Source organism: Myxococcus xanthus, from assembly GCF_013116825.1.
GTDB classification, from domain to species: Bacteria; Myxococcota; Myxococcia; order Myxococcales; family Myxococcaceae; genus Myxococcus; species Myxococcus xanthus_B.
On record NZ_JABFNS010000056.1, the window covers coordinates 39,974 to 51,213 of the forward strand.

General features: G+C 69.9%; 10 protein-coding genes. 5 read left to right on the forward strand and 5 right to left on the reverse strand.

From position 1 onward, the window contains the following. Positions 1-148: 148 nt before the first annotated feature. Both HNV26_RS18140 and HNV26_RS18145 read left to right on the forward strand, forming a co-directional pair. A complete protein-coding gene (locus tag HNV26_RS18140; RefSeq protein WP_171443755.1) occupies positions 149-928 on the forward strand; it encodes an FKBP-type peptidyl-prolyl cis-trans isomerase in 780 nt (259 codons plus the stop codon). 169 nt (positions 929-1,097) lie between these two features. Then, on the forward strand, positions 1,098-1,931 hold the full coding sequence (locus HNV26_RS18145; RefSeq protein WP_171443754.1) for a dienelactone hydrolase family protein: 834 nt from the start codon (positions 1,098-1,100) through the stop codon (positions 1,929-1,931). Here the strand turns inward: HNV26_RS18145 and HNV26_RS18150 are convergent. From HNV26_RS18150 to HNV26_RS18170, 5 genes are all read right to left on the reverse strand, one after another. Then, on the reverse strand, positions 1,925-2,500 hold the full coding sequence (locus tag HNV26_RS18150; RefSeq protein ID WP_090493679.1) for a CAP domain-containing protein: 576 nt from the start codon (positions 2,498-2,500) through the stop codon (positions 1,925-1,927). The two genes, HNV26_RS18145 and HNV26_RS18150, sit on opposite strands and share 7 nt — an antisense overlap. A 90-nt stretch (positions 2,501-2,590) precedes the next feature. Then, a complete protein-coding gene (locus tag HNV26_RS18155) occupies positions 2,591-3,268 on the reverse strand; it encodes a CAP domain-containing protein (RefSeq protein ID WP_171452839.1) in 678 nt (225 codons plus the stop codon). Between the two features lie 77 nt (positions 3,269-3,345). Continuing rightward, entirely contained in the window at positions 3,346-4,686 is a 1,341-nt protein-coding gene (locus HNV26_RS18160) for a DUF1552 domain-containing protein (RefSeq protein WP_171440037.1), read from the reverse strand. Beyond that, positions 4,683-6,371 (reverse strand): DUF1592 domain-containing protein, encoded by a 1,689-nt coding sequence (locus HNV26_RS18165; RefSeq protein ID WP_171440036.1) that lies wholly within the window; start codon positions 6,369-6,371, stop codon positions 4,683-4,685. Before HNV26_RS18165 ends, HNV26_RS18160 begins: the two co-directional genes overlap by 4 nt. A 259-nt stretch (positions 6,372-6,630) precedes the next feature. After that, positions 6,631-8,688 (reverse strand): M3 family metallopeptidase, encoded by a 2,058-nt coding sequence (locus tag HNV26_RS18170; RefSeq protein ID WP_216612467.1) that lies wholly within the window; start codon positions 8,686-8,688, stop codon positions 6,631-6,633. A gap of 133 nt (positions 8,689-8,821) precedes the next feature. On the opposite strand from HNV26_RS18170, the gene HNV26_RS18175 reads away from it, so the two are divergent. The 3 genes from HNV26_RS18175 to HNV26_RS18185 all read left to right on the forward strand — a co-directional run bounded on the left by HNV26_RS18175 (position 8,822) and on the right by HNV26_RS18185 (position 11,041). Next, positions 8,822-9,643 carry a CheR family methyltransferase gene (locus tag HNV26_RS18175; RefSeq protein WP_171440035.1) on the forward strand — a complete coding sequence of 274 codons (822 nt, stop codon included), beginning with the start codon at positions 8,822-8,824 and terminating at the stop codon, positions 9,641-9,643. 120 nt (positions 9,644-9,763) lie between these two features. Beyond that, positions 9,764-10,660 (forward strand): hypothetical protein, encoded by an 897-nt coding sequence (locus tag HNV26_RS18180; RefSeq protein WP_171440034.1) that lies wholly within the window; start codon positions 9,764-9,766, stop codon positions 10,658-10,660. Between the two features lie 3 nt (positions 10,661-10,663). After that, positions 10,664-11,041 carry a hypothetical protein gene (locus HNV26_RS18185; RefSeq protein ID WP_171440033.1) on the forward strand — a complete coding sequence of 126 codons (378 nt, stop codon included), beginning with the start codon at positions 10,664-10,666 and terminating at the stop codon, positions 11,039-11,041. Positions 11,042-11,240: the final 199 nt, after the last annotated feature.

Below are 11,240 nucleotides of genomic sequence, written 5' to 3' on the forward strand. Positions count from 1 at the left end.
GGGGGCGGGCGGGGTGTCGCTCAGGAACGGGGACGCTTCTGGGGTGCCGTCGAACCGGAAGTCAGGCCATTTCTGTAGTAAGTCGCCCCTCAGAACTGACTGCGGCGATGTCTCACTGCCGCTCCAAAAAGCAAGGAAGGGCAACGACATGCAGAAGACGTGGCTGGTCGCGGGAATGCTGGTGCTGGCGGGCTGCCAGCAGCAGGGCAAGACGGATTCGACGCCGGCGGCGACGGCGACGGCGCCCGGCGCGAGCGCGAATCCGCAGACGGAGGACCAGAAGACGCTGTACGCGCTCGGCCTGTCCATTGGCCGCAGCGTGAGCGTGTTCGACATGACTCCCGAGGAGCTGGAATACGTCAAGGCGGGCATCACCGCGCAGGTGAAGGGCGAGAAGCCCGCGGTGGAGCTGGAGACGTACGGCCCGAAGCTGCAGGAGCTGGCGCGCGCGCGCAGCACCCGCAAGGCGGAGGCTGAGAAGGAGAAGGCGAAGGCGTTCCTGGAGACGGCCTCGAAGGAAGAGGGCGCCCAGAAGACGGAGTCCGGCCTCATCTACAAGGAGCTGACCGCCGGTACGGGCGCGTCGCCCCAGGCGTCGGACATCGTGAAGGTGCACTACCGCGGCACGCTGCCGGACGGCACCGAGTTCGACAGCTCGCACAAGCGTGGCGAGCCCACGCAGTTCCCGCTCCAGGGCGTCATCAAGTGCTGGACCGAGGGCGTGCAGAAGATGAAAGTGGGCGGCAAGGCCAAGCTCGTGTGCCCGTCCGACATCGCCTACGGTGACCGCGGCGCGCCGCCGAACATCCCGGGTGGCGCCGCCCTGGTGTTCGAGGTGGAGCTGCTGGAGATCGTCAAGCCGCCGGAGATGCCGGCCATGGGCGGCACGCCGCCGGCGGGCAAGCCCTCCGCGGCCGAGAAGAAGTAGTCACCGTCTTCACGCAGGACGCCCAGGGGGCTGGCGGGGGATTCTTCCCTCCCAGCCCTCTTCGCGTTCGCGGGCACCGGGGTGGCGGAGGGGGGTTACCTCGGGGTAGTCCACCTGTCTCCAGCGTCTCCGCATCGGGGACGGGCCAACCCACGGAGGTCGACACATCATGCGCCAGGGCCTGCTGTTGATGATGGGAGCGCTGCTGCTGAGCGCCTGCGTCCAGGGCCGTGCCCGGGAAGTGCTCCGCGAGCCGTCCGCCACGGGCGCTGTCTCCGAGTCGGAGTTCAAGGCGCTGCACACGCTGCGCGAGGACGCGCCGCCGGCGCTCAAGGGCCAGGAGGTGGAGGTGGCCGGCACGAAGGCTTACCTGAGCCTGCCCCAGGGCGCGCAGGGGCCGCTGCCCGCCGTCATCGTCATCCATGAGTGGTGGGGGCTCAATGACCACATCCGCCACTGGACGGACCGGCTGGCCGCGGAGGGCTACGCCGCGCTGGCGGTGGACCTGTATGGCGGCGGCAAGGTGGCCACCACGCGGGATGAGGCGCTGGCGCTGCTGAAGGCCGTGGACCCGGCGCGCGCACAGGAGACGCTGACGGCCGCGCACGCCTTCCTGCGGCAGGACGCGCGGGTGCAGGCGCCGCGTACGGGCACCATCGGCTGGTGCTTCGGGGGCGGCTGGTCCCTGCACGCGGCCATGGCCATGCCAGAGCTGGACGCGGCGGTCCTCTACTACGGCAACCCGGTGACGGAGGCGCGGGAGCTCGCCGCCATCCGCGCGCCGGTGCTGGGCATCTTCGGCACGAAGGACCCGTCCATCCCCCTGGAGACGGTGCAGGCCTTCCGGCAGGCCTTGGATGATGCGGGCGTGCGGCACTACATCCTGGAGTTCGAAGCGGAGCACGCCTTCGCCAACCCGTCGAGTGAGCGCTATGACGCGCAGGCCGCCGCGGGGGCCTGGCAGCAGGTGGCGGCCTTCCTGGACCAGCACCTGCGTCAGTAGGGGCGCTGGCCCACGTAGTTGCCCGGCGGCGCGTAGTTGCATACCCAGAGCGTCCAATTGGGGAACTGGGAACCGAAGGGCGAGTTCGTCGTGCACTCCTGGACGGCGCAGCCCAGGGCCCGCGTGTTGCGCCACACCACCTGGGTGTAGTGGCCGCAGACCTTGCCGCTCGCGCAGGTGTTGGCGGCGTGGTCGTAGTGGGCGGCCTCGTCCACCCAGCCCTGCACCACACCCTGGGCGCCCATGGCGCTGGACGATGCCGCAGTGAGGTTCTCCCCCAGGTTGCCGCGGTTCGGGTTGTGCGAGAACTGGCACTTCGCGGCGTAGGCCTTCGCCGTGCGCGTCGCCTGCTCGTCCCACGTCAGGTCCTCCAGCGCGGGAGATGCCGCGGGCGACACGTTCCTCCGCGCGGCGTTGTGCGCGGCCAGCATGTCGCGGTCGAACTGCGTCATGACCAGCGGCTCGGTGTCGCCGTCCTCCTCTCCGGGTGTGTCGGAGCCACAGCCGGTGAGGAGCAGGGGGATGAGCAGGCCAAGCGGTCGAAGATGGCGGGGCGTGGGGCGGAGCATGGGGGGATTATCCGCCGCCAGGCGGAGGGCCGTCACCTCCCGCCGCGTGAGTGTCCGGCACCCGGGACACACCGGCCCCGTGGGGCGCGGTCAGTAGGGCCGCTGACCCACCCAGTTGCCCGGCGGCGCGTAGTTGCACACCCAGAGCTGCCAGGTAGGGAACTTCGCGCCGAACGGTGAGTTCTTGTTGCACATCACCGTGGCGCAGCCGACGGCTGTCGTCTTGCGCCACACCACCTGCGTGTAGTGCCCGCACACCTTGCCCTTCTGGCAGGTGTTGCGCCGGTAGTCGTAGTCCGCGGCTTCGTCCGCCCAGCTCTTCACCACCTGGGACGTGGTCCACGCGCCGGGCGTGGCGGCGGCGAGGTTCTCCCCGAAGTCGCCCCGGTCCGGGTTGTGCTCGAACTTGCAGGCCTTCGCCCAGGACGCGGCCTTGCGCTCGGCCTGGGTGGACCAGGCCAGCGGCGGCAGCGCGGGTTTGGGGGCGGGCTGGGCCCGGGAGCGCGCCAGGTTGTGCGCGGCCACCATGTCCCCGGAGAAGTCCTTCGCATCGGGGAGGGCCGCGCGTGGCTCCTTCGGCTTCGCGGACGCGGCGGGCTGCCGGGTCGCCACGGCCTGCCGGGAGGTGGCGTTCTGTCGCCGCCCCTGTTGGGTGCCTCCGCTCCCGCAGCCGAGCAGCGGCGGCAGCAGGAGCAAGGCGGACCAGCGGGATGCGCGGGGGAAGGAAGGCATGAGGGGGATGATGCGCCAGGACGCCCGCTCATGCATGTGAAGCGTGCGCGGCGGGGCATTGCGTGCGGTGGGCCGCCCGCTCACATGCTCCGCCGCGCACGGGACTGCCGGGGCTACACAAGGCCCGGCAGCGGGCCTGTCCCGTCGTCACCGAAGGTGGTGATGTTGGGCACGCCCATGGCCTGCATCAGGTAGATGTACAGGTTGGCCAGCGGGTCCTCCTGGTAGACGATGTGCCGGCCCGGCGTGAGCGCGCCGCCGCCCCTGCCCGCCAGGATGATGGGCAGGTTGACGTGGTTGTGAGAGTCCCCGTCGCCGATTTCGCTGGAGAAGTAGACCATCGAGTTGTCGAGCATCGACAGGCCGTTGGCCTCGATGACCGACTTCATGCGCTCCAGCAGGTACTGGAGGAGCGTCACCTCCCATTTGTCGATGGTGGCGAGCGCGTTGTAGTTGGACTGCGACTTCTGGTGGTGCGAGTACGTGTGGTGTGCGCCGCTGAGCCCCAGGAAGGGGTAGACCTTGTTGGCGCGCGCGTTGGCCAGCATGAAGGTGGCCACCCGGGTGAGGTCACACTGGAAGGCGAGGATGATGAGGTCCATCATCGCCTTGGTCTTCTCCGTCGGGTCCTCGGACACGATGGGAGCGGCTCCCGTGGCGCAGGTCATGGATGGGACGGACACGTCCTCCACCCGCTTCTCCAACTCCCGCACGCTGGTGAAGTACTCCTCCAGCTTCTGCAGGTCCGAGGTGCCCAGCCGGCCCTTCAGCGCGGTGGCGTCATCGCGCACGACGTCGATGATGCTCTTGCCGTAAGCGCGCCGCTTCTCGATCTGCGCCTGCGTCTCTCCGGGGATGCCGCCCGCGAAGAGCCGGTTGAACGCGGCCTGCGCGTTGGTCTCCTTGGCCACCGGTGTCCGAGGCCCCGCCCACGCGATGTTGTTGGCATACGGGCACGCGTAGCCGGAGTCGCAGTTGCCGATGCCGCGGCCCGCGTCGATGCCCAGCTCCATGGACCCATAGCGGGTGGCCCGCGTCGCCGTCATGTGGTTGGCGATGACCTGGTCCATGGAGATGCCCACGCGGATATTGGTGCCCTCCGTCTTGTACACCTTGGCGCAGGACAGGAACGCGCCGGTGGCGGCGGCATGGTGCCCGTCACCATCCGGGAAGGCAGGCCTGTTCGCCAGGCCGGTGACGACCAGCAGGTCGTTCTTCACCGCGGCCAGGGGCTCCAGCGTGGGCGTCAGCTCCCACGCGGGGCCCTCTATCGTGGGCGTCCACTTCTGCATGTGGATGCCGTTGGGCGTGTAGAAGACGGCCAATCTGCGGGGCACGGTGCCCGGCGCGCCATGTGCCTTGCTGGGAAGCATCTGCTCCAACAGGGGCAGCGCCATCAGCGCCCCCGTTCCCCGCAAGACGGTCCGTCGCGAGAGTCTGAATTTCTTGCTCATGGCGTCTGCTCCTCCTCCGCGCCACGCTGCGTGAAGTGGCTGCTCGAGACGATGCTGAGGATGTAGTCGACGAGCCGTCCACCGCGGGCCTCGGCCTTTTTGGCGACATCCTTCACCGCGCAGTGGTCGGCCTCGTCCAGGCCACGGCCCGTGGCATAGGTGAGCATGTGCTCGGTGATGCAGTTGGTCAGCTTCGGGTCCTCCTTCAGGTAGGTCTGCATGTCCCGCACCCCGTTGAGGATGGCGCCGTCGGGCAGGTCACCCGTGGCGTCCACGGGCGCGCCGCTCACCTCCTGGAGACGCCAGCGGCCAATGGGGTCGAAGTTCTCCATCGCCAGCCCCAGCGGGTCCATCAGCCGGTGGCAGCCCTGGCACGCCGGTGCGCTGCGGTGGAGCGCCATGCGCTCCTTCATCGTCATGTCCGGCGTGATGGGCGGCGGCAGGTTCTCCACGTTCGGCGGCGGCGGCGGCGGCGCCGAGCACAGCAGCTGCTCCAACACCCAGACGCCGCGCTGCACCGGTGAGGTGCGGTCCGGGTTGGACGTGACGGTGAGCAGCGAGCCCTTGCCGAAGATGCCGCTGCGCTCCGGGTGGCCCGTGAGGTCCACGCGCTTGTGCGTGGGGCTGCCGGGCAATGGCAGGCCGTAGTGGGCGGCCAGTGAGTCGTTCACGTAGGTGAACGGCGCGTCGATGAGGTCCTTCAGCTTGAGGTCGCTGGAGATGAACTCCGCGAAGAAGAGCTCCGTCTCCGTGCGCATGGCGGCGCGCAGCTCCTCGTTGAACGCGCCATAGAGCGTGCCGTCCGGCACGGCGGTGCCCAGCGCGCGGGTGAAGAGCCACTGGCCGGCGAAGTTCTCCACCAGCGCGCGTGCCTTCGGGTCCGCGAGCATGCGCCGCACCTGGGCCTCCACCTCCGCGGGGTCGCTCAGCTTCCCCGCTTCGGCGGCGGCGAACAGCGCGTCGTCCGGCATGCTGCTCCACAGGAAGTAGGAGAGCCTGCTGGCCAGCTCGAAGTTGTCGAGCGTGTACGGTTCGGTGCTCCCTGGCGGCGCGTTCTTCTCCACCCGGAAGAGGAAGTGCGGAGAGACGAGCACCGAGCGCAGGGCCAGCTTCACGCCCACCTCGGGTGGATCCGCGTGCTGGCTCGCCAGGGTGACGAAGGTCATCAGCTTGTCGACCTCTGCCTGCTGCACCGGCCGACGCCAGGCGCGGCGGGCGAAGTTGGAGAGGATTTCGTGCGCGCACGGCGCGGGGTTGAGCGGGTCCAGCGCGCAGGAATTGAAGACGCCGCGCGTCCACGCGTCATTCACCAGCCGCTCCGCCGCGGAGGAGTACTTCTCCATCAACAGCGGCGACAGCGAGAGCACGTCGGCGATGTTGTCGAAGCCGTAGCCGTGGTCGTCGATAGGGAAGTCCTGGGCTGGCTGGGTGGTGTCTCCCAGCAGGTCCCTCACGGTGGCGTTGTATTCCGCGCGGTTGAGACGGTGGAGCGTGACGCGCCTCGGATTCCGGGGCGCGCTCTCGCACTCGCCTGCCACCGGGGGCTGCCCCGGTGGACCAGGTTCTCCTGGCACCTCCTCGTCGGGTTTGACCCGGGCCACTGGTCCGTCATCCGTGCAGCTGGTCACCAGCAGGGCGAGACTTGCGCCCGCAAGGAAGAGCCAGCCCCCTCTTCGTCGATGCATGGGTGTCACGTCGGCTACCCCCCTCCACACTGCCCCATCCGAAGCCGGGACAGCTGAAGCCGTAGCAATGCGCTCTCCACCCAGGCGCGTAGCCTGGTGGACCTCTCCGTTGTTTCAGGGGGCAGGACGGCGTTGGCTACCCGGAAGCGCGCTGGGAAGAGATGGGCGCGAGTGGGTAGCGCAGTTCCCGGGGAGGGAACCGCGGACGAACGCAGCCTGGGGCATGCAAGCTGCGTTCGCGTGGGTGCCGCGGGGCTTCTTACTTCGCGTCGAGGTACGCGCGGTACGCGTCGAAGCCGTACTCGCGCCCGAGGAAGTCCTTCACCAGCTCGGCGGCGGGCTTGGCGCCGCCGGGCTCCAGCACGGTGCGGCGGTACTTCATCGCCGTCTCCCGGTCGAGGAAGCCCTTCTTCTGGAACTCGGTCTCCAGGTCCTTCGCGATGACGGAGGACCAGAGGTACGTGTAGTAGGCCGCCGAGTAGCCATCCAGGTGCCCGAAGGCCACCTCGAAGTGCGTGCCGTCACGGTGCTCATGCTTGAAGGGGCTGAGCCGGGTCTGCAGGGCAACCAGGGCCTCGGTCGTGTCGAAGCCCGGCTCTCGCGAGTAGTAGTCCAGGCTCACCGCGGACAGGAACAGCTGCCGCCGCGCCCACAGGCCCTGGCCGAACTCCTTCGACGCGCGGAGCTTCTCCACCATCTCCGCGGGGATGGGCTGGTTCGTCTCGTGGTGCTTCGCGAACTCCTTCAGCACCTCCGGGTTGCCCGCCCACTGCTGGAGCAGCATGGACGGCGTCTCCACGAAGTCCCACTCCACGCGGGTGCCCGCGATGCCCGCCCACTTCTGGTGACCGCCGAAGATGGCGTGCAGCAGGTGGCCGAACTCGTGGAAGAAGGTCTCCACCTCGTCGTGTGTCATCAGCTCGCCGGGGCGCGCGAAGTTGCACACCAGCGAGGCCTCCGGGTAGCGCTTGCCGGCCTGACCCGCGACGAGGTCGAACTGCGCCGCGTGCTTGTACTTGTCGTCACGCGGGTGCATGTCCAGGTAGATGCGGCCCAGCAGCGTGTCGCCGTCGAACACGTCGTAGGTCTCCACCTCCTGCTGCCACACCCGGGCGTCCTTCACCGGCTTGTAGGTGATGCCCCAGATGCGCGAGGTGATGTCCATCACCCCCGCCTTCACCCGGCCGTACTCGAAGTAGGGCCGGACCGCCTGCGAGTCGAAGCTGAAGCGCTCCGCGCGCAGCCGGTCCTCGTAGAAGTCCTGGTCCCAGGGCTCCAGCACCTTGGCGCCCTTGACGTCCTGCTGCTTGCGCGCCAGGAGCTGCGCGTACTCCTGCTTCGCGCGGGCCTCGGTGGCCACGCCCAGCCGGTCGATGAAGTCCGCGGCCGCCTGCTGCGTGCGCGTCATCTTCGTCTCGGTGGTGTACGCGGCCCAGCTCGCGTAGCCCAGCAGCGTGGCCAGCTCGTGGCGCTTGGCGATGAGCTGCGCCAGCACGTCCTGGTTGGCCGGGTACGCGCGCTGGCGGTAGGTGCGCCACAGCTTCTCGCGCGCCTTCGCGTTCTTCGCGTACGTCATGAAGGGGAAGTAGTCCGGGTAGTTGGTGGTGATGACCACCAGCCCGTCCGCGCCCGGCGGGTGCGCCTTGCGGTAGTCCTCCGGCAGGCCGTCCAGCTCGGCGGGCTTGAAGGTCGCCTTGCGGACGTCCTCGGCGATGTTCTTGCTGAACTGCTGCCCCAGCTTGAGCAGCTCCTCGTTGAGCGACTTCACCTTGGCGCGGGTGGCGTCGTCGCGGTCCACGCCGGCGCGGCGGAAGTCGAGCAGCGCGCGGTCCATCCAGTACCGGGTCGCCGCGTCCGCGCTGGACAGGTCCACCGCGGCCAGCACGTCATAGACGCCTCGGTCCTGGGACAGCGCCACGTTGGCGGAGTCCACCCGCTGCTCGCACTCGCGCGCGGCGTCGCGGAAGGCCGCCTCCGGGTGCACCTCGCGCGCGAGGCTGGAGCGGTTGGCCGCGGCGAGCAGCGCGCCCAGGGCCTCGTCATAGGCGGCGAGCACGGCCTGTCCGTCCTTGCGCGCGTCCAGCGCCTTGATGGCGGACACCTGCGCGCGGGTGCGCTCGAGGTCCGCGTCACACGCGGCGGTGAAGTCGGCCAGGGTGCCGGAGAGGACGCTGGCGCCTTCGGGAGGCGGCACGGGCTTGGGCGCGGCGGGGGCCGGGGCCTGCTGCGCGGTGGGCTCAGGGGCCGCGGCGGGGGTGTGCGTGCAGCCGGCTGACGCCAATGCCGCGGAGAGGGTGAGGGCGCTCAGTCTCTTCAAGGGTGGGTTCCTCCGGGGTCCAAGGACAATGCCGGAGCGTCATGCCACATCCCGCCTGCCTCCGCCCGGTGCAAGCGGCCTTCCCTTGCCCGGACGCGGCGGCCGTGCCGACATCCAGGGGGAGGCCGACCCGATGACGGACCGTGAATGCGTGGAGCTGTTGCAGTGGGCCGCGCCCCGCCTGCGCCTTCGCTGGGAGGGCTTCCGGCGCGTCCGGGGGCAGGTGTGCAAGCGCATCGGCCGCAGGCTGAAGGCGCTGGGCCTGCCAGACGCGGGGGCCTACCGCGCCCGGCTGGAGGCGGAGCCCTCGGAGTGGGACGTGCTCGACGCGCTGTGCCGCGTCACCATCTCCCGCTTCTACCGGGACGCGTGCGTCTTCGAGGTGCTGCGCCAGGACTTGCTCCCCGCGCGGCTGGAGTCCCTGCGCTCCCGGGGCGAGGCCACGTTGCGGGCGTGGAGCGCGGGCTGTGCTTCCGGCGAGGAGCCCTACACGCTGTCGGTGCTCTTCCAATTGGGGCTCGAGCCCCGATTCCCGGGAGCGCGCCTGGCGTTGGTGGCCACCGATGCGGACGCGGGGTTGCTCGCGCGGGCGGCGCGGGGCTGTTATCCGCGCGGGGCCTTGCGTGAGCTGCCGCGCGCCTGGGCGGAGCATGCCTTTCCGGGGCCCGGCGACGAACCATGCCTTGCGCCGGAGTACCGGCGGTCGGTGGAATTCCTCCAGCAGGACTTGCGCTCCCAGATGCCCGACGGGCCCTTCCATCTGGTGCTGTGCCGCAACGTCGCCTTCACCTACTTCGCGCCGCCGCTTCAACGCGAGGTCCTGTCACGGCTGGTGGCGCGGCTGGTTCCTGGCGGGCTGCTGGTGATTGGCGGCCATGAGTCCCTGCCCGAGGGAGACTTCGGCCTGACGCGCGCCGCCGGCCCGCTGCCTGTCTTCGCGCGGACAGACGTCTGAGACCGCCGGGCGCTATCCATGAATCCGTCCGGTGCGAGCATTCCGAGTCGCTGGGCCGTGCTCCCCTGACGTGAGCGGGACGGCGGACTGGGGCCTGCTCCTGGCCGGAGGAATCCGAGGATGCGCACGAACCTGTGGTGGATTGTGGTGCTGGCGGCGTGTGCCTGTGGCGGCGCCGCGAAGACGGGCGACGAGCTCCGCTCACGGCAGGCGGGGCTGTCGCTCTCCGCCACGTCAGCAGACGCCCGGGGCACCTTCGTCCATGAGGACGAGGCGGTGACGTTCTCCTCTCGCGAGGTGGAGCCAGGGGTGTACCGGCTGGAGGTCCGGCTGCGCGGGTTGACGCTCACCGGGTTGATGGAGCCGGCCCGCGGCGTCTCCACGCTGGATGGCTTCGCGGAGGCGAATGCCATGGACGCGCAGATGGGCGTCGCGGACCGCGCGCTGCTCACCGCCCTCTATCGCGAGCTCGATGCGGCGCTTCCCTCCGGAGACGCGGCGCCCCCCGCGGCCATGTACCTGCGCCGCGCGGTGAGCATGTGGTCCCAGTACCCGGACACCATGGAGCTGCGGCGCGCGGTGATGGGCGAGAAGGGGCGCGGCTACACGATGTTGTGCAGCTATGCGCAGTGCAACGGGCGCAACTCGGGCAGCTGCGAGGGGCGCTACAACTGGTACGCCCACGCGACGCATGACTGTGACAGGGGCGGCTTCGACTGGCCCGGCAACCAGCAACTGGCCCAGCTCGGCGACCACTACTCCTGCAACGGGGACGAGTTCTTTCTGGCCGGCGATACCTGGCACTGCGGTTCGCCCAACCACTGGTACCGGCCGAAGGTGGTGGGCAACTGCTTCGGGCGCTGCGGCAGCACGTGCGGCGGGGACACCCAGTACACGGTGGACGCCACCAACCACGACAGCTGCGTGCGCAATGGCCACATCCTGGTGAGCGGCTGGTGCAATGACCAATTCTCCGCCGCCGTGGATGACGAGCTGTTCGCCCCCAACTGCTACTGAGCCATGTCACGACGGTCCGCGCCAGTGACGTGGTGGGGGTGGCTGATGCTGGCCGCGTTCGGGTGCTCCTCCGACGCGTCGAAGACGCGGGACGCGGAGGCGGTGGTCCGCCACTTCTTCTCGGCGCTGCCCGCGGGCGACTGCGAGGTCCTGGCGCCGCTGCTGGTCACGGGGGGAAGCGCGCGACCGTGTGTGGAGACGGTGCGGGAGCTGCGGGGGCATGGCCTCACGCTGGTGGGGATTGTCGAATCGACGGTGGACGGGCGCGACGCCGAGGCCGTCCTCGTGCGGGCCCGGGTGGCCCATGGTGGGCGCGAGCGTCCGGCACCGTGGTTGCTACGGGTGGAGCGCCAGGACGGTGACTGGCGGGTGCGCTTCTGAGCGCCGGGGCGGGGAGGGGGCCATGCGGATTCGTTACCGTTTGATTCTGACGGGTGCGGGCGTGCTCGCCGTGGCACTGGGCGCAGTGGAGTTCTGGCCCCAGCCCGAGCCGGAGCCGCTGCCCACCGCGCTGCTCGCCAGGGCCGTGCCTCCGCCGTCTCCACCTCCACCCGCGCCGCCCCCCCGCGTGGTACCGGTG

Excerpts from the sequence above, each read along its gene's own strand:
- HNV26_RS18140 (WP_171443755.1), top strand. The coding sequence starts at position 149 with ATGCAGAAGACGTGGCTGGTCGCGGGAATGCTGGTGCTGGCGGGCTGC.
- HNV26_RS18150 (WP_090493679.1), bottom strand. The coding sequence starts at position 2,500 with ATGCTCCGCCCCACGCCCCGCCATCTTCGACCGCTTGGCCTGCTCATC.
- HNV26_RS18165 (WP_171440036.1), bottom strand. The coding sequence starts at position 6,371 with ATGCATCGACGAAGAGGGGGCTGGCTCTTCCTTGCGGGCGCAAGTCTC.
- HNV26_RS18180 (WP_171440034.1), top strand. The coding sequence starts at position 9,764 with ATGCGCACGAACCTGTGGTGGATTGTGGTGCTGGCGGCGTGTGCCTGT.
- HNV26_RS18155 (WP_171452839.1), bottom strand. The coding sequence starts at position 3,268 with ATGCATGAGCGGGCGTCCTGGCGCATCATCCCCCTCATGCCTTCCTTC.
- HNV26_RS18175 (WP_171440035.1), top strand. The coding sequence starts at position 8,822 with ATGACGGACCGTGAATGCGTGGAGCTGTTGCAGTGGGCCGCGCCCCGC.
- HNV26_RS18185 (WP_171440033.1), top strand. The coding sequence starts at position 10,664 with ATGTCACGACGGTCCGCGCCAGTGACGTGGTGGGGGTGGCTGATGCTG.
- HNV26_RS18145 (WP_171443754.1), top strand. The coding sequence starts at position 1,098 with ATGCGCCAGGGCCTGCTGTTGATGATGGGAGCGCTGCTGCTGAGCGCC.
- HNV26_RS18160 (WP_171440037.1), bottom strand. The coding sequence starts at position 4,686 with ATGAGCAAGAAATTCAGACTCTCGCGACGGACCGTCTTGCGGGGAACG.